The sequence below is a fragment of the Nonomuraea harbinensis genome, assembly GCF_019396385.1.
GTDB lineage: Bacteria > Actinomycetota > Actinomycetes > Streptosporangiales > Streptosporangiaceae > Nonomuraea > Nonomuraea ferruginea.
This window is the reverse complement of the sequence record NZ_JAHKRN010000060.1, coordinates 14,081-32,866: the sequence shown is the minus strand read 5'-3', so window position 1 is coordinate 32,866 and position 18,786 is coordinate 14,081. Positions and strand designations below refer to the sequence as shown.

Below are 18,786 nucleotides of genomic sequence, written 5' to 3'. Positions count from 1 at the left end.
GCGACATAATAATATCCGAAACGAAAAGAGGACCCGTCGACATTTGTCGGTGCACTAATAATGAATAACAATTACTGGGAGCAGACGGTTTATACCGTGTCGCCGCTTCGGGGACTGGAGCGGCGCGATTCGTCAGCTATCTTCGACTGGCTCAGCCTGCGCTTCCCGACCTGTGGAAGCAAGATTGCCTGGGACCGTGTGCAGGACAGGCATCTGCACTGGAACATCACGGACGACAATCAGCTGGCGGCGTTGGCATCCAAAGAGGTGTGCCGACGCATTGCCCCTGGTTCCGTGGTCGAACACGTCGGAGACGGACTCTCGCCTTACGCGGTGTGTTTCACCGACACCAATGCCCCTTCGATCGTGGCCGCGCTGCTCGAGATACCGGAACACCACTATTTCGTCGCCGAAGACCGATCATGGCTTGCGGTGATCACCACAGAGGGAGACCTCGATATTGTCGATCAACTCAATTTCGAGTCGAGGTAGGGCGCCGTTCTTTCGGGCGACCCCTGGCCCCAGGCATAGCAGACGCGTTATGACGTGACAGCCCTTTCATTGTGCCCCCCGCCGGAGGCATGCTTTGCCTTGGGCTACTGAGGGCTTGGACGCCACGCTCGTCGCGTGCGATCATCCTGGCCATGCCATCGATCAGAAAGGGCCATGCCGCGTAGGCGCCCTTCCCAGGTCCGTACGCGAGGAACGGCGTGTGGGACCCACAGAGCTGTGATCCATCATGTTCCCGGCCTCGGCCGTGGTCCCATGGCCGCGATGATCGCCCTTGAACACACCCGGATGTGGCCAGGTGCGGTGGCGGCTGCCCTGACGGCTTGGCAGCAGGCGGCCATGGTCGGGACCGCTGATTACCTCTTCCGCAGATGCGAGTGCGATGAGTGCACTGGAGACGCGCCTCGCCGGCGACTTCAACAGGCTCTCATCGCCTTACCTTCGTGGGCCGGACCGCATCTGTATGCCCTGGTCCTGCCCATCGACGTCTATTACCTCCGTCGAACCTCACCAGGACCGCCTACGTCCCCCGACTCGGATTGGGCATGGTGGCAACGACGTCGCCGACCGCCTTTCGGCTAGTACGCCGGGACGGGCATGCGGCGCCGGCCGAGTCATCTTGGATGGCCGAGACCCTTCTGCCATCCGAGGTGCATGCAGAACCGGACGTTCACATTCTGTCGGCCAGGATCTGGGCGAACAGGTCCGGTCGCTGCAGGGGTATGCCATGGCCGCATTCCGGCACGGAGGTCATCTGGCTGCCCGGAAGGGCGTCGTGGATGTTCCGTGCGGAGTCGTGCATGAGCTTCCGCTCGTGCTCGCCCACCATCACCAATGCCGGGTTCTTGAAGTCGGCCCAGCCGGCAGGGAGGGTGAAGCGGATGTTCTCGCCGACGCTGGCGAGAAGAGTCTCACGGCTTATGCGAGCGCTGTCGCGAAGGTAGTCCGTCAGGAGTTCGTCCGGGATGAACAGTTGCTTCGCCTGGAGCTTCGCGAACCACCGTTGCCGCGCGAGCGGTGCGGTCGCGCCGAGGAGCCCCAGGGTCGCCTGCGGGAACGGAAGAGGCTCCGCCTGCGCGCTCACGACGACGGCACTCATGACGAGATCGGGCCGGGTCGCGGCGAGGAGGATCGTGAGCTGCGCACCCAACGAGAACCCCGCGACCATCGCGCCGTCCGGTGCGCGTTCCTCCAGGACCCTGGCCACGGCCTGGGCGGTCATCTCATGTGACCGATACGCTTCCTCAGAACTGCGTCCGTGACCGGGCAGATCGGGAAGGATCACTCGGGCTTTCGCTCCGAGCCCCTCCAGCGTCGGTCGCCACATCCATCCCGCGACGCCGCCACCGTGCAGTAACAGGATAGGAGGAGCGTGTGCGTCACCGGCCTCACGGACATACATGCCCCCATCCTCCCACTGCCGACCAAACCGGACGGGTGTAGCTCTTCCGCAGTGACTGATCGATCAAGCCGTGAGGGAGTATCCGTCCTGGTAGCAGCTCCGGTGGACCCGTTCGTGTTGCCGGGCGAGGTGAAAACGCCAGTATCCGTCGAGATCACCATGGGCGATCAGAGCGCGGGGCTTCAGGCGCGACGGCTGTGGCGGCCTGCGCAGCGTGGTGATGACCTGGCCGGTATGCCCGGGCCGGCAGTGCCAGGGCGTGCCCGGTGTTCTTCCTGTCGCAGATCGGTCAGGCGGTAGCGCTTGTCCTCCCTGTGGAAAACGCGCTCAAAGTGTTCGCCCTTGTCGCTGCCAAGGGAGTCATCGTCGACACCCGGGCGATTCTTCGTGGCTCGATGTCCATAGGATGGCGTCGGCAAACCGCGAAGAGCCTTGCTCTTTATCGAGTGTCGTTCACTTCCTGGCTGGTCCTGCTTTCGGCCGTCTTGGGGATAGCGCCGTCGCGGTCAGGCGCGGTCTACGGCCTGTTCTTCGCCGTTCCGCTTATCATTTCGGTTACCGCCGGTGATGTTTCAGCTCTCGGCAAGAGAGCGATGGACCGCTGGTGGCACTGCGTTCGTTACGCACAGGCGCTCGGCGTGCTCGTCATGGTCGCAATATCGGGATGGATGGCTTCCGCATGGCTGCTGTGAACTACCGAACCGCTACCGCCATAACGCTCATGTCATGCGGAATCATTGCTGCGTTGAGCCTGACGGCCTGTTCGCAAGGAGGGGCGCGCACGGAGGCCACGGATGCCGCCACGGCACCATGTGATGACACGGTGCGCGATCGCGTGGACATTCCCGGGAGCGATGGCCAGTCAGGGGTAGGCGCAACCGACATCTGGTTCGTCGCTCCTGTGTCAGGAGGTTGGAGTTCCTCGGTCGTGCGGGTCCCGGAGGGCTATCAGATCAAGCGTCCACTATGGACGACCGGCACGAGGCTTCCCACGGTTACCGTTGAAGAAGTGGCGGGTGACAACGTGGGCTCGGCTCACCTGATGCCTACGGCGGACGGCTTGCCGGGCCCCATACCGGCGTCGTTGCAGTTCCCTTCACCAGGTTGCTGGCGTGTGGTGGCGAAAACGGAGCGTGGAGAAGCTCGCATCTTCATCAGGGTGCAAGAGGGAGACCGGTCCTGAAGGACGTTCGATTCGGTGAACGGTTTCGTGTTCTGAGCTGCCATTTATTGAGGTAATCCCAGCAGGCGCAACGGGCGTTTCGGCCCTGATCTCTCACGATCGCGACCGAGCCCTCTTGGGGTCGAGTTGATCAAAGTGTCGGGTGCCGGCTTCGGGGCGGGACTCTGCTTCCCCGGTGATGGCGGGTGTGGAAGGGTGGCTCATGGCCTGGCTCCTGGAATGGTCACAAAAACAGCACTCCGATGATCTTGGGCAGCATGTCGCTGTAACGATGGGTGAGCGGTGCGTGGGGGACTCCCAGCGGTCCGGCAAGAGATCAGCAGCATCAACAATGCCGGTGCCATCAAGCTGATGAGGCCCATTTCATCAACGAGCGTGTCGAAGGCGTTGCGCATGGCCTCACCGCGGTTGTCCGCCACGATGGCCGCTTCGACGTAGTTGACGGCCGAGATGCGACACACGTTTGCGGCGATGGTGTGAGCGAATGGGATGGCCTCTGGCTCACCGTTGATGACGGCAATGATGGCGCTGGAGTCGATGATCACGCGGGAAGACCGGTGTCCGGGTCGTACAGATCTTCAACGGACAGTCGGTCCCGACCGAGGTGGGTCCGCATGCCGGCGGCAACGCTCAAAATGCGTTCGGCCCTGCCGGCGGCTTCGGAGCGGTGTTCCAGCGCATCCAGGCGGCGTTCGAGCACTTGAGCGGCATGCTGGCGTTCCTCGGCCAGCCGGATGACCCGGCGGGCTGCGTCGCAGCGACGGGTCGAGCCCGGTCGTCGGAGGTGCGGCACTCCACCGCAGCATACGATGCTCCCTCCGAGAATCGGGCGGTGACCGCTAAGGGCCCCCGAAGAATAACTTGCTGGTTCGCAACCGTATGACCTGGAGATACGTCGCCGAAACCGACGATTTATTGATCGACGGGCCCTATGGCGGCGCGGAGCCCAGGTCGGCGATCAGCTTGGGGAGGACGAGTTCCTCCTCCACCCGTACGCCGCGTCGTGCCATCGCCGAGGCCAGTTCCGGATCCCACGGTGACGGGCACGGGCGGCCGGTGAGCGGCGCAGCCGAAGGCACCGCCGCGTAGGAGGCGGCATCGAAGCGCCACGGCGCGAAGCCCACACGCTCGTGAACGGCGGCGGCGATGGCGAGCCCGCCCCAGTCGAAGTCCCCGTGGTAGGCGAACTCCGCGCCGCCACGGGCCAGGAGCTCCAGGAGCCGCCACACCGCGGCCGAGGGCCTGCCGCCGCCGCAGACCAGGGGTGGGCAGGCGGGCCCGAGCTCGTCGGCGGCCGCGGCGACCACCACGGGGTTCTCACAGATCCTGACCAGGCCGGCTGGGATCGGCCGCTCGTGGCGGCGGAGCTGGCGCAGGGTCAGCACGCACGGTTCGCCGGCCGCCTTGGCGGCGCTGAGCAGGCGCCCGGTGGGGGTGCGGCCGTCGCCTGACAGGCCCAGGCAGAGCACGAGGGAGGACAGGTCGTCGAGGTGGACGCCGACCGCGGCCCACACCGCCCGGCGGGCGTCCGCGCCGCCCTCGCCCGCGTACGGCAGCCCGGCCAGCGCGCGGGCGGCAGACAGGGCCAGGGTCGCCAGCGGCCGTCCCTCGTCCAGGGCATGCGCGTCGCCGCAGGTTTCGGCTGCGAGCCGACCCAGGGGCAGGCCTGGCGAGGGTAGCCGGGCCAGAACGGCGGCCAGCCGGTCGAGCGACGTTCGCGCCTCGTCGGCCGTGGCAGTGAGCCTTCGCACCACCCCGGTGCTCTCCAGCCAGGAGCGCCATCCGGCCAGCTCGGAACGGTCGGCGACGAGGGCGTCGAGCCGCGCGAAGGCACGCTTCCAGGCCGCCGTCTGCGCCGCGTTCTCACCGGCCAGGTCGCGGATCGGGCCGCGCAGTCGTACGACGGCCTCGCGCAGCCCGCCGTCGGTCACGCCGCTGTCGCGCAGCATCCGGTCCACGTCGTCCAGGGACACCGACAGGGACGCGCCCGCTCCCGCCCGGCGGCCGAGCAGCACCTCGATCGCGCGGCGCTGACCGGGGGTCGCGGTGGCGAGCGTCACCGTGCCGGTGGGCGGCCGGCCCTGTTCCAGGCGACGGTGTACCCGGTCGACCAGCCAGGCGGTCTCCTCGCCGCCCAGCAGCCGCCGCAGCCGTTCCTCTGCCCCGCTCATTCGAACAGGCCGTCCTGCCGGGTGGCGGCCGGGGCGCCAGGCACGGGCACCGCGACGGCCGGGCGCTCGGCCCGCCGCCGCTCGCGCCCGTCCCACCGCCAGGGCGTGACCAGCACCGCGTCGATGCCGTCGCGCCGCGAGAGCTGGCAGATCGCCAGCCCGGGCACCTGCGGGTAACAACCCCACTCGCGCTCGCTGGTCATCACCACGTCCATGTCGAAGGTGGCCAGCAGGCCCAGGCACTTGGCCCGGGAGTCGTCGTCCACCCCGGCGAACGCCTCGTCCAGGGCGACCAGCCGGGGCGCGTACGGGTTGCCCGCCGACTTGTAGTGGGCCGAGGCCGCGGCGAACAGCGGCACCGAAGCGGCCAGCACCCGCTCGCCGCCCGAGGCGGGACCGGTCGCGGCCCGCCACTGCCCGTCCTGCTGCCGCTGGATCGCGAACTCGTGCCAGGCCCGGTAGTCCAGAGCCTTGGTCAGCGCCTCGGTCCAGCCCGCGGCCGGGTTGTCGGCGTGCTCGCGGGCGATCCGCTCCTGCAGGAACGCGCCCACCGTGGACCGGTCGGCGACGGACCAGGCGTCCACGGTCTGCCGGAGTTTGTCCCTGACCCGGTCCAGCCCTTCCGGGGCGTTCCTGCCCGTCTTCCAGAGCAGGCGCAGGCGCATGCCGGTGGACGTGGGGCGGGACTCCAGCTCGGAGTTCATCTCCCGAACCTCGGACTCGGCTGCGGCGATCAGCTCGTGCAGCGTTCCGGCGACCTCGTTGAGCAGGTGGTTCTCCAGGATCTCGCGTTCCTTGGCCGACAACAGCCTGGCCCGGTGCCCGGTCTCCTCCGCCAGCGCTGCGGCCAACCCGGGAACGTCCCTGCTGCGTCCCTGGAAGACCACGTCCACGATCATCACTCCGTCGTGCAGGGTCAGCCCGACGGAGTGTCCGTGCCTGGCCATGGCGTCGGACAGGAGTTTGTGCTCCTCGGCCACCTTTTTCTGGACCCGGTCCCAAGGGCCGTCGCCGTCGTCGACGGCGTCGAGTTCGGCATTGACCGTGCGGGCCAGGAGCACGGCGGGCGTGGCGGCCCACTCGCCCTCGGCGTCGGGTACCTCCAGGTCGGCGAGCGCGACGTTCAACAGGCCCGTGGCGGCGAACGCCCGGAACTCGCCCACGGCGGCCTCGCGCGTCCCGGACGCCTCCTGGATCTGCTCGCGCAGGTTGCCGAGCTCGCCCTGGGCCTTGCCGCGTTCCTGCAGGGCGCCCTGCTCGCGGCGGCGGACGGCCCGCTCGGTGCTCTCGCGCTCGCGCAGTTCCTGCTCCACCTGGTTGAGCCGCCGGAACAGCTCGTCGACGGCGGCACCGGCGGTCTCGGCCAGCGCCCGGTACGTCTCGGCGGCGGCGTCGGCCTCGGCCCGCGCCGTCGCCGCCAGCTCGGCGGCGGCCTCAAGCTGCTGCAGGGTACGGCCGAGATCCTCCTCGGCCTCCGCGACCGCCTCCTGCGCGTTCCGGAACGCCTGCGCCGCGGGCCACAACCGGGCCAGCGCCAGCCGGTAGTCGGCGATCGCGGCCTTGACCTCGCCGAGCGCGGCAGGCTCGGCGGGCAGGCCGACGTCGGCGGCGAACTCCCCGGCCCGATCGGCCGCGGCCCGCACTTCGTCCTGCCGCTCCCGCAGCACCTGGGCCGCGGCGGCGTGGTCGGAGTCCAGGTGGCGGCGCCGTTCGTGTTCGGCGGCGAGCTTGACGTACGCCTCGCGCAGCGGCAGATCCGGCGGCAGCGCCCGATGTTCGGCGGCGAGCCTGTCCCGCCGCGCGCCGAGCGCGGCGAGATCGGCGCGCAGGCCGTCGATCCGCCGCTTGACCTGGTCCAGCTCGGCGCGCAGGGCCGCCAGCCGGGCACGCCGGGCAGCCTCTCTGGCGCCCTCGCCGATGTGATGGGCCTCGTCCTTGCGCCAAGATCCGGCCAGCACGCCATTGGCCCACCGGCCGTCCACGGCCACCCATGCCCCGTCGCCGGCTCCGAGCCCGATGCCTTCGAGGACGGTCTGGACGGCGGCGTCGGACAGCGCCGCGGCCTGGGGATCGGCGCGGTCCACGGCCGGACGCAGCACGGCCGAGCAGGACGGTCCGGCCGAGGGCGGGGCGGCCACGATGACGCTGTCGTCCGCGGCGAGCAGCGACCCGTCCGGCCGTACCCAGGAGTCCAGGATGCCCGCGGCCTCCAGCGCGGCCTCCAGCCCGGCCCGATGATCGGCGGGCACCTCGTCGGCGAAGTCGACCACCTTCCACAGCGGGGCGCCGGGACGGCCGAGGCGGGCGGCGAGGTCGCGGGTGTGCGGGGCTGGGGGCGCGTCGTGCTCGCCGGCCTCCAGCCGCGCGATCTCCTCCGCCAGGCTCGTAGCGGTCTGCCCGGCCGCGCGCAGTTCGGCGTCCAGCTCGGCTCCCAACCGGCCCAGGGCGTCGGTGGCCGCCCTGCCCGCCTCGTTCACGGCGGCCGCGGCCGGGTTGGGGCCCTCGGCCGAGACCGCCCAGGTCTCCAGCGCGGCGAGCACGTCGTCGGGGTCGTCCAGCCGCAACTCGCTCAGCTCGGCCAGGTAGAGGGTGTAGTCCTGGATCAGCGCGGCGCCCGCCGTGCCCGCCGCCCGCTCCGCGTCGCCGATCCGCTGGGCGGCGGCCTGCTGCTCCCCGGTCAGCCGGTCCACCTCGGAGCGTGCCGCCGTCAGCCGGGTTCGGGTCGCCTCCACGGCGCCGATCAGCCGTTCCAGCTCGCCGATCGCCCGCTCCTGGCGTTCGGCGAGGGCCTCGGCCGCGCGCCGCGGCTGCTCGGGCCGCTCCGGGAGGTCCTGCCAGTTCGCGACGGCGAGATGATCGCGCTCGCACCGTGCCGCGCGGGCGGCCTTGACGGCCGCCTGCCTGGTCTCGTCGAGGTCGCGGCCCGCCGCGCCGGCCTTGCCACGGGCGGCCTCGGCCCGTTGCCCGCGGCGCCGGGTCTCCCCGGCCAGGCGCTCGCGTTCCCGCTCGTAGCGCTGCGCGTCATCGGCCCGCCGCCGGGCCTCCTCGCCGGTCTGCTTGAGCCGTTCGGCGTCACGCATCTCGGGGCTCTGCCGCAGCGCCTCCCTGCGGGCTTCCAGCAGGTTGCGCCGCTTCTCCAGCTCCTCCAGCAGGTCTTGGGCGGCGGCCAGCTCCGCCTCGGCCGCCGCGTGGCGGCCCTCGGCCTCGCTCAGGTTACGCCCCAGGTGCTCGTAGCGGCTGTGCGCCACACGCAGGACGGCGGCCTTGCGCTTGGCCGCGATCGCCGCGTACCTGCGGTAATGGACGAGGAAGTCGCCCGCGGCCCGGTGCGCCTCCTGCAGCCCGCGCAGCGCGTCGCGCTCCTCGTCCAGGCCGCGGAACGCGTCGGCGACCGTGGCGATCAGCGCGGGGCTGAGCGGCGGCAGCGCCTCGGTGAGGGCGCGCGAAAGCAGCTTCTCGTCCGGTTTCTTCGACAACTGCGGCTGGCGCAACTGGATGAGGAGGTTCACCAGCGCCTCGTACCGGTGCTCGCCGAGCCCGAACAGCGCCTCGTCCACGGCCCTGCGATAGTCGGAGGCCCGGTCGTAGACCATGCCGTGGCCCTCGACGGCTTCGCGCAGCTTCTCCCTGGTGAACACCACTCCGGTGGGAGAGAGCAGGTGGAGCTCCGCGCCGACGCGCCGCGGGGTGAGGAAGAACCAGTGCCGGACGATGCCGCGGTCCTTGACCGCCTTCAACCCGCAGCCGATCGTCCGGAACTCCTCGGTGCCGTCGGCACCCCGGCGGCCGAACTCCATCCACGCGTAGCCCAGCCGCTCGGGATGCGGGTGCCTTCCGCCCAGCAGCAGGTTCCACTCCATCCGCTTCTGCCGGTCGCCGTCGGGCTCGACCCGGTGCGGAGCGAGCTCGCCGTCGAGCAGGAACGGCAGCGTCAGGGCCAGCACCTTGGACTTGCCGGTGCCGTTGTTGCCGCGCAGCAGGAGCCGGCCGTCGTGGAAGTGGAACTCCTCCACGTCGTAGTAGAAGAGGTCCACGAGTCCGGCACGCAGCGGCTTCCAGCGCTCGGAGGTCGGGGAAGGCAGCATCACTGTCCTTTGATGACGGGTTCGTCCAGTGCGTAACGGGCGATGGCGGGAAGTCCCACGGCCGACCCCTCCTCCAGGCGGACCAGCCGCAGCGCGGTGAGCTTGGCCAGCGCCGTCGACAGCAGCCCGTCCTCGGCGCCCGGCTCGGTCACGCCCCTGCGCCAGAAGGAGGCGTGCGCGCGGGCGGTCTCCTGGACGAACGCCCTCAGCTCCTCCAGCGGCACCTCCCCGCGGGTGGCCAGGTGCTCGGCGACCAGCAGCGTCACATGCCCGTCGGTACGCTGCTCGGGCATGCGAACGTCGGTCAGCTCGTCGTCGGGGTCCACCATCGCGATGCCCTCCGCGCGTACTTCGGCCACCAGCCCGGTCGCCTCCTCGATCCGCCGGACGACGGCGTGCCGCTGCGAGGCCAGGTAGGCGCGCTCGGCCTCGTCCAGGTCGGCGTAGTAGATCACCGGATCCTCCAGCAGCTTGCGGGTCAGCCCGCGCCGCAGCGCCTGGTTACGCAGGTCGTCGGTGTCGGCGACCGGCTCCGCGATCAGCTCGGCCAGCCGTTCCTCGAACGAGTCCGCGGTGATCGTGGAGGGCCCCCGCGTGCCGGTGAGCAGCGCGGCCAGCACCGGCCTGCGCACGTCGTACAGCACGTCGCCGGTGGCGCTCAGGTACGCTTCCTCGTCGCCCGCGACCCTGCGCAGCACGCCCCAGTCGAGCAGCATGCGCACCACCGCCACCAGGTCGGCCCGCTCGGCCCGGCTGTCCAGGGTGAAGACGAAGTCCAGCTCCGGCTCGGCCGCGGCAGCCAGCACCTCCTCGGCCAGCCGGCCCAGCGTGGTCTGCGCGTCGGCCCGCTCCAGCATGGCCAGTGCCAGGCAGAGCAGTACGTAGCGGCGTCGGCCGTACGGTTCTCCCGCCTTGCCCCGCGCCGGGTGCGTCCCGTCCCGAGGGTCGGAGGCGGTCTTGAACAGCCGGGCCGCCCCCGCGTCCACCAGCAGCCGCCAGCCGGTCTCGCGCGTCAGCCAGCTACGCAACTCGGTCAGATGGCGGCGGACCAGCACCAGCGCCTCGGCGTCGCGCTCGGCCGTCAGCAGGGGCCTGGCCAGCAGCGCGCGCAGCGCCGCCCGCCGCTGAGCCCGCTCCTCCTCCGGGGTCACGGCGCCACCGCCATCAGATCGACGATCTCCACCACGTGCTCCGGCCCGGTGAGCACACCGTCCTCGGTGCGGATCTCCACCTCGCCCCCGTCGGGGACGAGAGCCAGCCGGACTTCCATAGAGCCGTCAGCGGTCACTGTCTTCACCTCCGTCTCCCCGGGGCGCCGGGCCGCCAGCGCGTCCCCCAGCAGTCCTAGGAACAGCCGGAACGCCCGCGGATCGAGCACGTCCAGCTCCGAGAGCAGCATCGGGCCGTCGGTGCGCAGCGCCGCACGGGCCGCGGCCGTCTCGGCCGCCTCCCGCTCGGCCTGCTCCAGCAGCAGCCTCCGGGCCTGGCTGCGGTCGGCCACTCGGTTGGGCTTGCCGCGCCGCTCATAGGATCCGGTACGCCGGAGCTGCGGCGAGATTCTGATCGGCGGCGCCGCCTGCCACGAGGTCCCCGCCGTCACCTCCCGCCACTCCTCCAAGGTCGCCGCCGTGACCGTCAGGTGCCGCGCGGAGGCCAGCCCGAACGCCGCCCGCCACAGCCGGTGCGTCGCCTCCTCGTCGGGAGCCTCGGCGAACCAGCGGGCCAGGGCCCGGAAGTCGGCCGACCGATCCGACCGTCCGGACCGCCGCTCGTTGAGCAGCCCGACCGCGTCGATGAGCTGCTTGATCGCCGTGATCGCCGCCTGGCGCAGCAGCCGCGCCTGCGACGGCCGCTCCACTCCGGCGGAGATGAACCAGTCCTGCAGGCCGCGCCAGCGGTTCAGCCACGACTCGAACGCGTGCCTCTCAGCCCTCCCGTACGCCTCCGCCGCGTCCTCCCCGTCGGGCACCGCGTCAGCCGCCTCCCGGCGCGCGGCCAGCCGCAGCAGACCCTCATGTCCGCACCGCTCCAGCTCCGACAGCAGCCTGGCGATCCGCGCCCCGGAGTTGGCCAGGTCGGCGATGAAGCGGTTGATGTACTCGATCAACCGCTCCTTGTAAGCGACGAACCCCTCCACGTCGCCGTCGGAGAAGTCGATCGCGCGACGCAGCGAGGCCATGAACGCCTGGGCGTTGTCGGCCAGCGATGAGAACCGCTCGGTCAGCGAGAGCAGCAGCAGGTGGACCCTGGCCGGGTCGGGATCCGCATCCCGCGCCAGGACCGTCAGCGACTGCAGATGCTCGGCGATGTCGCCCAGTGCCACCGACTGCAGCGCTCCGCGCTGCCCGATCGCCTCCTCGTAGAACGCGATCGCCTGCTCGGCCGCCTGCCCCGCCGGGGTGAGCTGGAACAGGAACCGCTTGCGGTGGAAGTCCTCCACGGACGTGACCCTGCCGGTGTCGGCGTCAGCCCGCAGGTTTCCCCACTCCCGCAGCTTGTCCAGCGCCTGCGAGAGTGCGTCGTCGTTGTCCCTCCGCAACTCGGCGGCCACGTCCTCGGGCCGCAGGTGCACGATGAAACGTTCCTTCGCGCGCGCGAAAGCGCGCAGGACCTCCCGGTACAGGGCCGCGTTGGGAGCGCTCAGGTGCGCGAACGGCTGGTGCTCCTGAGACGGGAACGTCATATCGACAAGTCTCCATGTTCGTCAGGGGTGCTGCGTCCAACTCCCTCGTAAGGACCCATGACGTGCAACAGAATGTCTCCGTGCAGTGACGTACAGGTACATGTCTCAGATGCCCGGCAGCGGCACGATCAACGAAGGACGAAATTAGTTCATTCGGTCAGTGTAACTTCTGTAGCCATTCGGATACGTCTTGCCATTCGCTGGAATGGCAAGACGTGATTAGCGGCCAAGTCGCAATCCGGCGGCCGTCAGCTTCGACAGCGGAGCCGCCATGCGCGGGCATCGCCGACAGGTGGCGGATCCACTGCCTAGCTGGACACCGCGCGGCGGCGCACGACCAACACATGCAGGGAGGATCACCGCCCCCCGCAGATCAGGGCGAGGATCACCAGCGCGGTGCGCCAGCTGTAGCGGTCGAGCAGGACGCTGAGCGAAAGGAAGATCGAGGAGGCGAACCCGGCGACGATGGTCAGCGCCAAGAGCCCGTTCACCCGGCTGCGCCCGTGCCGGTCGCGCGACGGAACGCCGCCCTCGATGTCAGGGACGGCGCGACCGGCCGTGGCGCTCACGCGCGCTCGCTAGAGCAGAAGATGAGCCCCCGCCCGCTGGCGGTCGTCGCCCACGCGCCGCTGAGGCGCAGCGCTGCTCTGGAATGTCAGGACATACGACGGAGAAGCTGCCGGGTGGTTGAGTCAGCGGTCCAGTCGGTGACCGCGCCGAGGGCATCGCCGAGTTGGACGGTCAAATCGTATTTCCACCCTAATGTCTCCAATTCAGGGCTCGTCATCGAAGGTGTCGTCGTCTTCGTCTGCTGACATGTGGTGGACGTTGACGCCGGCTCGACAGCGGGCATCGTCGATCATGTTGTGCAGACGGGTGAACAGGTCGGGGCGGATAAGTAGATCCGCTCCTTCGACTGCAGGCAGAAGCGGTTCGTAGTTACCGTCGTGGACGAGGTGGCCGTGCCACTGGCGGCAGACGAGTGCTTCGCCTGAGGCGTCGCTGAGGCTGAAACCGCAGATGCCCTGAGTGGGTTCGAGACCGAGGGCTGCCACGATGGTGAGGGCGGGCGCGAGTACGTAGGGGGGCAGGCCGAGACCGCTCAGGGTTAGGCGAGTGGCGCCAGCGTCAGTGAGAGCTATCAGGACGTGGTCTGTGGTTCTGAGGTGCTCGGCCGCTGACTCGGTTGTAAGGCCGAGTGCTAGGCGTTGCCACGGGCTGGTCCACAGCTGCCAGGGGGCCTGGGAAACAGGCAGCGTGCCCTGCGGCGGATCCCCGTCGAGGGCCTCCAGCCCGACGACGAGCAGCAGTTGTCGAGTGGGCTGATCCGGGTATCGGCGTGCAGGAGTGCGCTGCCGTTCGAACAAGCCGATCTGCACCCAGCCAGCATGAGGGCCATTGCTCACACGGGCAAACGCCATGGCGCCGTCCGGTAGGGACCGCAGGCCCGCGACCGTAGCGAAGCCCGAAGGCGGCCAAGGCTTGTCCGCTTGATGGCTTTCGCTCAACCACGGGGCTGGATCGAGTGACCACTGCAGCATGTCGGGACGAGTCAGAGGGCGGGGAATGCGGGCGAGTTCGGCACGCAGGGCCGCCCGGGGGTCGTCGCGCAGCCGCACGGCCGCACCACGTTCGAAGTTGTGTGGATTGCCGAGGTGTCCCGCTTGGGCGAACGCAGCACGCAGGCCTGCGGCCGCGCGCTGCAGCGAGTCTTCGACGGCGGCCTGGTGGGCGAGGTAGGCGTCGGGAAACTGGGAGCGGCGTCCATTGGTCAGCAGGTCCAACTGCGCGCCCATCAGCGTCTCGACGTCGGGAAGAGCGTCGATCACGAGGTCGATGGCGGCCTCGCGGAGCCCGGCCGGGCTGCCTGCGGCGTCGAGGCGAGGGCCCAGGTAGTGGTCGACGAGGTGGGTTGCGAACTCGCGAGCGTCGTTCATGCGCTGTCCTCGGCCTGGAAGACAGCGGTGGCGATGGCGCGTGTGAGTGTCGGATGCGCTGGCGTTGCCACAGGGGAGGGCGGTTGATGCCCAGCGGCGGCCAGGATGGCGGACGCTTCGGCACGGACGGACAGCATGTCACTGCCGCACAGTGCTCCTAGTTGTTCGAGGAGAGCGGCATCCAAGGGACCGTCGGGCAAGTGGTTATGGAGGACGGTCAAGAGCCAGGTCAGGGGCCGGAGCCGAGGTTGAAGGAGAGGACATGCGCCAGAGCTGCCTGTGCCTGGCTGGGACGGCCCGCAAGTAGAACCGTTGCCGCGAGCAGGGCACGGCGCTTGTCGCCGCGTTCAGGCAGGGCAATCGTGGCCAACGCCAGCTTGCACAGAGCAGTGTCGATGTCGTGCTGGGTCGCTGGCTCGGGCGCCGGGTGATAGGCACCGTAGCCGAGGTGGGCACGGCCCGGCAGGCGGTGGGTGATGACATCGCACGCTGCGTCCCAGCAGGAGAAGGCGCTGACAGTCGACGGTGACGCATGCGGGGGACGAACGGAGAATGCCGATACTAGGGCTTGGCTGACACCGATGGTGCTGTTGTAGGACGCCTCGGTGACGGCAAAGGCCACCTGTTCTGCCAGGTTGTGGGCCGCAGTGGCGGGGTCCGCGGAGTTCGCCTGCTGCCACAGATCTAGTCCGTCTTTGCCTGCGAAGGAGCGCCATCCGCCGCTGCCCCGTGCCTTGGCGTAGGCGAGCGTACTCGCGGTGGCGGCGAGCGGACCGAGAAGATCAGGGGCGATGTCCTGGCGGAGGTGGAGCCCGGCAGCGAGGTCAGCGAGTAGCTCAAGCTGGTGGAAGGCGTCTATCTCGTCGGCGATCCTGTGCAGGAGCCGGGTCGCTGCTTCTGCACCCTGAGTATCAAGGGCCTCCAGGAGCCGCCAGCCGACCGCATTGGCCAGGGCTTCCCTCGACCATCGTGGGCCTGGAGGGGCGTCATATGCCTTGCTCTTGTAATCGCGGACCGCGGCAAGCGCGCCCGCAGCCCCTTCTGGCAATGCCGGACGCTGCTGAGCATGTAGATAGGACTCTGTGGTCGCGTGCGTTTTGGGGCCGTACCAGTCACGCGAGGTGTTGTTGGGTGCAGGATGTGGCGCCCAGGACGGGCCGCCCTCGCCGCCACAGCGCTGTGCTGCCGCCCGCATCCTGTTCATCAGCGAGGCCACGGTCAAGAGCCACGTGCTGCACATCTACGCGAAACTCGGCGTGAACGACCGAGCAGCGGCCGTCGCCGTGGCCTTCCGGCGCGGCCTGCTCACCGTGGAGAGCGACTGACCCGGCTCGCAGGCGGGGAACGGCGTCACAGGCGGGCGAATCAAACGAGGTGAGCGAGACCGTGGCCCCCTGGAAGCGGGCCTTCTCGGTGAAGATGTCGGGCAGGGTCAACCGCTTCACGAGGTAGAGGAGAACCACCGAGGTCGAGTCCCCGGCAGACCCGAGGCGGCGTGGTGGCCGAGGTTGGCGTCGCAGACCGCTACGTTTCGGCCGGGTCGAGGCAGAAGACCGGGTGGTCGGCCGGGTCGGGCAGATCGGTGAAGAAGCTCTGGACCCGCCAGCGATCCAGGTAGGCGGTGATGACGGATGCCCGCTCGTCCCCGGAGAGTTCCACCGCTGCGTACGTGCGCCGTCGCCCCCGTTCCCGGAGGACGCAGCGCCCAGCGGCGCGGAGGTTGCGCACCCAGTGGGCCTGGCCGCGCATGGAGACCAGATAGCGGTGGCCCGCGAGGTCGAGCACGTTGACCGGCACCCGCTGAAGGGTGCCGGTCTTGCGCCGTACGACCTCCAGCGTGGCGGCCGCGCCCAGCCGGCTGAGCAGGGGATTGAGCACGTGTACGGTGAAGCGCCCCGGACGCCGGTACTTTCCCGTCATCGGGCTCACCACGACACCGGACCGGCGTCGTTGAAAAGGCCGCCGGTGGGACCGTCGGGTCCGAGGGTCGCCAGTTTCACGGCGATGGCCGCGCCCTGGGTGGCGGTGCGGTGGACGGGGAGGCCGGTCGGCCTGGTGAGGTCAGTGTCGCAGCCGCCGGGGTCGGCGGCGTTGACCAGGATGCCGTCCTTGCGTAGGGCCTTGGCGTACTGCACGGTCAGGGCGTTGAGCGCGGTCTTGGAGAGTGCGTACGCGGTCGCCACGGGGAGCCGGGCCATCGGCCCGCCGGGGGCGTGGGCGGCCAGCGAGCCGACCGTGCTGGACAGGTTGACGATCCGCGGCGCGGAGGACCGTACGAGCAGGGGCAGCAGGGCGTCGATCACCGTGATCACGCCGAAGACATTGGTGTCGAACACGGCCCGCACCGTGTCCAGGTCGACGGCGCCGGGAGACTGCCCGGTGAGACTCCCGGAGATCCCGGCATTGTTGATCAGGATGTCGAGCCGGCCGAACCGCCGCTCGATCTCGGTGGCGGCGGCCGCGGCGGCGGCCGGGAGGGTGACGTCAAGCGTGATCGGGCGAACGTCGCCGACGGCGGCCCGCAGCGTCGCGGCCGCCTCCCGGCCTCGATCCGGATCCCGGGCCGCGAGCAGGACCGTCATGCCCAGCCCGGCGAGTCGCGCGGCGATCTCGTACCCGATGCCTTTGTTTGCACCGGTGACCAAACTGATCTTCAGGGGTGTGTCTGTCATGGCCAAAGCTCACCACGGGCGGCCGCATAGAACCACGATCGTCTCGGTCGCGAGCGATACCCTGGCGGTATGGACGGGATAGAAGCCCGCGAACTGGCCTATTTCGTGGCCGTTGCCGAGGAGCTGAACTTCACCCGGGCGGCCGAACGCCTCTGCATCGCCCAACCGCCCCTGTCTCGAGCCGTCAAGCAGCTCGAACGCCGCCTCGGGGTCACGCTGCTGGAGCGGAGCAGCAGGAGGGTCGCGCTCACCCCGGCGGGACAGGTGCTGCTCGACGAGGGCAGAAGGGCGCTGGAAGGGCTGTCAGCGGCTGTCCGCCGCACCCGGCGCGCGGGGCGTCAGGAACCCCGGCTCACCCTGGTGATGAAGGCCGTCGGCGACGGCGGCATGCTGCCGGACATCCTGGCCGCGTACGAGAAGGAACCGGACGCGGTGCCGGTGGAGGTGCTGTTCTGCGGCTTCGGCGAGCACGCGGCCCTGCTGCGCGGCGGTTTCGCCGACGTCGGGCTGCTGCACGGCCGGCCGGACCTGACCGGGCTCGACCACGAGGAGCTCTTGGTCGAAGAGCAGATCGTGGTGCTGCGGCTGGGGCACCGGCTGGCCGGACGGGCTGCGGTCACCCTGGCGGACCTGAAGGACGAGGTCATGCCGCGCTGGGCGGGCCTGCCCGGCGACCGCGGCGATGGCCCGGAGGTGCGGGATGCCGGACAGCTGCTGCAGCTGATCGCCCTGGGGCACGCCGTCGCCGTCCTGCCGGAGTCCGCCCGTGCTTACCTGGGCGGCGACGTGGTCGCCGTCCCCGTGCTCGACGTGCCGCCGACCACGATGATGGTCGCCTGGCCGGAGTGGAGCCGTTCCCCGGCCCTGGCCGCCTTCGTCCGCACGGCCACCGAGACAGCCGGCCGGACCTGAGCCGACGACTGGCAGGCCGAACGCTGTACTGGCATCCGGCTGACACCTGAGCAGGCACGCGGCCCGTTGCCCTATGCAGCCTCCGTCGCGCACCTTTATGAGGTCCGGGACAGGCAGCCTCCCGCACTGGCCTGCTGAAATGACACCAATCTGCGGCTTCAGGGCGCACTCGTCGCTGGCAGTCGGACGAAGCGAAACTCTCGGACGAACCCCTCGCCGCAGAGGCCTCCGCCGAGGCAGCTCTGCATGGCCCGGACGAGGTATGCCACGCGGGTCGGTGTCAGGCAAGTTCCGGCGCGCCACCATGCTCAGGCGCATAGTAGTGCGCGATGGACGCATACGAGGGCATCGACTGCAGGTGCCGAGGTTCCAGCCGGACACCGGTACGGTGCTCGGCAAGGGCGAGTGCGGCCTGGAGGTGGCGGCCGATAAGGTGGCATGCCAGTTGACGTTGCGCTTGACGCTGGCGATGACCGTACCAGCCGACAGATCGCGAACGACGTCTCGCATGATGCCCGCGTAGCCACCCCATTCGATCATGATGGATCCCCCCGATGCAGTGCCCACCTCGATGCCGCCCGGGCCGATGTAGCCGGGGTCGTCCACGGCCCGCAGGCGGCGCAGCACGTCGTGTGGATCAAGCGCCTTGGCGAAGGTGAAGCAGAGGCCGGAGTCGAAGCGGTAGTCGAACTCCTCCAACCAGCGATAGTCATTGGCCGTCACGCTGTTCATAGCCGTCTCCTTTGGGTGTAGCTCTTCCTCAGTGACCGGAGCGATCAAGCCGTGAGGGAGTATCCGTCCCGGTAGTCGTGCTGGTGGACACGTTCGTTGCCGGGCGCGGTGAAACGCCAGTATTCGTCGAGATGACCGTTGGCGATCAGGGCGCGAAGTTTCAGGACCGCTTCTGCTCCGGCCAGGACCCAGCGTCCCCCGGCGAGGTCCAATCTGTCGGTGATCAGATGGCGGCAGGCGCCTTCGATCACGCCGGTCGCGATCGCCCATCCCGCCTCCAGCACCTGGTCGTAGCGCAGTTACTCAAGGCTGTTGGTGAGGTAGCGGACGCTGTCGATGCCGTCGCGGCGGTGCACGGCCGTAGTGGCGGCCTGGCAGGATAGCGCGGTGACGAAGTGAACGGTGTGCCTGGCTAGCAGGGCCAGAGCATGACTGGCCACCCAATCCTCGGCCGCCGGTGCCACGGGAGGATGCACGCTGCAGGCGGGGGTGTTCACGA

At 69.6% G+C, this 18,786-nt stretch carries 17 protein-coding genes and 2 pseudogenes; 4 read left to right on the top strand and 15 right to left on the bottom strand.

Annotation, left to right across the window (positions count from 1 at the left end):
* The first annotated feature begins 60 nt into the window (after positions 1-60).
* Positions 61-492, top strand: a complete 432-nt coding sequence (locus tag KME79_RS38505) for a hypothetical protein (RefSeq protein ID WP_219550617.1) — start codon at positions 61-63, stop codon at positions 490-492.
* A 688-nt stretch (positions 493-1,180) separates the two neighbouring features.
* Here KME79_RS38505 and KME79_RS38500 read toward each other — a convergent pair.
* Positions 1,181-1,912, bottom strand: coding sequence for an alpha/beta fold hydrolase (locus tag KME79_RS38500; RefSeq protein ID WP_219550612.1), 732 nt, complete (start codon positions 1,910-1,912; stop codon positions 1,181-1,183).
* Between the two features lie 266 nt (positions 1,913-2,178).
* Between KME79_RS38500 and KME79_RS38495 the strand changes: the two genes are divergently transcribed.
* On the top strand, positions 2,179-2,604 hold the full coding sequence (locus tag KME79_RS38495; protein WP_219550606.1) for a hypothetical protein: 426 nt from the start codon (positions 2,179-2,181) through the stop codon (positions 2,602-2,604).
* A gap of 691 nt (positions 2,605-3,295) precedes the next feature.
* Here KME79_RS38495 and KME79_RS45810 read toward each other — a convergent pair.
* The 9 genes from KME79_RS45810 to KME79_RS38450 all read right to left on the bottom strand — a co-directional run bounded on the left by KME79_RS45810 (position 3,296) and on the right by KME79_RS38450 (position 15,019).
* Positions 3,296-3,640: a type II toxin-antitoxin system VapC family toxin gene (locus KME79_RS45810; RefSeq protein WP_246641141.1), complete on the bottom strand. Its 345-nt coding sequence runs from the start codon at positions 3,638-3,640 to the stop codon at positions 3,296-3,298.
* Entirely contained in the window at positions 3,637-3,888 is a 252-nt protein-coding gene (locus KME79_RS38485) for a hypothetical protein (protein ID WP_219550601.1), read from the bottom strand. Before KME79_RS38485 ends, KME79_RS45810 begins: the two co-directional genes overlap by 4 nt.
* A gap of 136 nt (positions 3,889-4,024) precedes the next feature.
* Positions 4,025-5,266, bottom strand: a complete 1,242-nt coding sequence (locus KME79_RS38480) for a TIGR02679 family protein (RefSeq protein ID WP_219550597.1) — start codon at positions 5,264-5,266, stop codon at positions 4,025-4,027.
* Positions 5,263-9,351: a TIGR02680 family protein gene (locus KME79_RS38475; RefSeq protein ID WP_219550592.1), complete on the bottom strand. Its 4,089-nt coding sequence runs from the start codon at positions 9,349-9,351 to the stop codon at positions 5,263-5,265. Before KME79_RS38475 ends, KME79_RS38480 begins: the two co-directional genes overlap by 4 nt.
* Positions 9,351-10,502 (bottom strand): TIGR02678 family protein, encoded by a 1,152-nt coding sequence (locus KME79_RS38470; protein ID WP_219550586.1) that lies wholly within the window; start codon positions 10,500-10,502, stop codon positions 9,351-9,353. Before KME79_RS38470 ends, KME79_RS38475 begins: the two co-directional genes overlap by 1 nt.
* Positions 10,499-12,034: a TIGR02677 family protein gene (locus tag KME79_RS38465; RefSeq protein ID WP_219550580.1), complete on the bottom strand. Its 1,536-nt coding sequence runs from the start codon at positions 12,032-12,034 to the stop codon at positions 10,499-10,501. The genes KME79_RS38470 and KME79_RS38465 overlap by 4 nt, the downstream gene beginning before the upstream one ends.
* Positions 12,035-12,390: 356 nt before the next feature.
* Positions 12,391-12,603 (bottom strand): hypothetical protein, encoded by a 213-nt coding sequence (locus KME79_RS38460; protein WP_219550574.1) that lies wholly within the window; start codon positions 12,601-12,603, stop codon positions 12,391-12,393.
* A gap of 204 nt (positions 12,604-12,807) precedes the next feature.
* Positions 12,808-13,971: a hypothetical protein gene (locus KME79_RS38455; RefSeq protein WP_219550568.1), complete on the bottom strand. Its 1,164-nt coding sequence runs from the start codon at positions 13,969-13,971 to the stop codon at positions 12,808-12,810.
* Between the two features lie 229 nt (positions 13,972-14,200).
* On the bottom strand, positions 14,201-15,019 hold the full coding sequence (locus KME79_RS38450; RefSeq protein ID WP_219550564.1) for a hypothetical protein: 819 nt from the start codon (positions 15,017-15,019) through the stop codon (positions 14,201-14,203).
* 127 nt (positions 15,020-15,146) lie between these two features.
* On the opposite strand from KME79_RS38450, the pseudogene KME79_RS38445 reads away from it, so the two are divergent.
* A pseudogene (locus KME79_RS38445) lies at positions 15,147-15,296 on the top strand (LuxR C-terminal-related transcriptional regulator); the annotation flags it as partial.
* Positions 15,297-15,495: 199 nt separating this feature from the next.
* Here KME79_RS38445 and KME79_RS38440 read toward each other — a convergent pair.
* Both KME79_RS38440 and KME79_RS38435 read right to left on the bottom strand, forming a co-directional pair.
* Positions 15,496-15,891, bottom strand: a complete 396-nt coding sequence (locus KME79_RS38440; protein ID WP_219550557.1) for a nitroreductase/quinone reductase family protein — start codon at positions 15,889-15,891, stop codon at positions 15,496-15,498.
* Positions 15,892-15,896: 5 nt separating this feature from the next.
* A complete protein-coding gene (locus KME79_RS38435) occupies positions 15,897-16,643 on the bottom strand; it encodes an SDR family NAD(P)-dependent oxidoreductase (RefSeq protein ID WP_219550552.1) in 747 nt (248 codons plus the stop codon).
* A 69-nt stretch (positions 16,644-16,712) separates the two neighbouring features.
* On the opposite strand from KME79_RS38435, the gene KME79_RS38430 reads away from it, so the two are divergent.
* Entirely contained in the window at positions 16,713-17,555 is an 843-nt protein-coding gene (locus tag KME79_RS38430; protein ID WP_219550547.1) for a LysR family transcriptional regulator, read from the top strand.
* A gap of 612 nt (positions 17,556-18,167) precedes the next feature.
* Here the strand turns inward: KME79_RS38430 and KME79_RS47590 are convergent.
* The 3 genes and pseudogenes from KME79_RS47590 to KME79_RS38415 all read right to left on the bottom strand — a co-directional run.
* Positions 18,168-18,287 (bottom strand): annotated as a pseudogene (locus KME79_RS47590) (DUF6461 domain-containing protein); the annotation flags it as partial.
* A 44-nt stretch (positions 18,288-18,331) separates the two neighbouring features.
* Complete coding sequence (locus tag KME79_RS38420; protein ID WP_219550541.1) at positions 18,332-18,571, bottom strand: hypothetical protein; 240 nt, start codon at positions 18,569-18,571, stop codon at positions 18,332-18,334.
* Between the two features lie 15 nt (positions 18,572-18,586).
* On the bottom strand, positions 18,587-18,727 hold the full coding sequence (locus tag KME79_RS38415) for a hypothetical protein (RefSeq protein ID WP_219550535.1): 141 nt from the start codon (positions 18,725-18,727) through the stop codon (positions 18,587-18,589).
* Positions 18,728-18,786: the final 59 nt, after the last annotated feature.

Bases quoted from the DNA above. Each gene is read 5' to 3' on its own strand.
- KME79_RS38500 (WP_219550612.1), bottom strand. From the start codon at position 1,912: ATGTATGTCCGTGAGGCCGGTGACGCACACGCTCCTCCTATCCTGTTA.
- KME79_RS38505 (WP_219550617.1), top strand. From the start codon at position 61: ATGAATAACAATTACTGGGAGCAGACGGTTTATACCGTGTCGCCGCTT.
- KME79_RS38475 (WP_219550592.1), bottom strand. From the start codon at position 9,351: ATGCTGCCTTCCCCGACCTCCGAGCGCTGGAAGCCGCTGCGTGCCGGA.
- KME79_RS38455 (WP_219550568.1), bottom strand. From the start codon at position 13,971: ATGAACGACGCTCGCGAGTTCGCAACCCACCTCGTCGACCACTACCTG.
- KME79_RS38465 (WP_219550580.1), bottom strand. From the start codon at position 12,034: ATGACGTTCCCGTCTCAGGAGCACCAGCCGTTCGCGCACCTGAGCGCT.
- KME79_RS38480 (WP_219550597.1), bottom strand. From the start codon at position 5,266: ATGAGCGGGGCAGAGGAACGGCTGCGGCGGCTGCTGGGCGGCGAGGAG.
- KME79_RS38430 (WP_219550547.1), top strand. From the start codon at position 16,713: ATGGACGGGATAGAAGCCCGCGAACTGGCCTATTTCGTGGCCGTTGCC.
- KME79_RS38440 (WP_219550557.1), bottom strand. From the start codon at position 15,891: ATGACGGGAAAGTACCGGCGTCCGGGGCGCTTCACCGTACACGTGCTC.
- KME79_RS38435 (WP_219550552.1), bottom strand. From the start codon at position 16,643: ATGACAGACACACCCCTGAAGATCAGTTTGGTCACCGGTGCAAACAAA.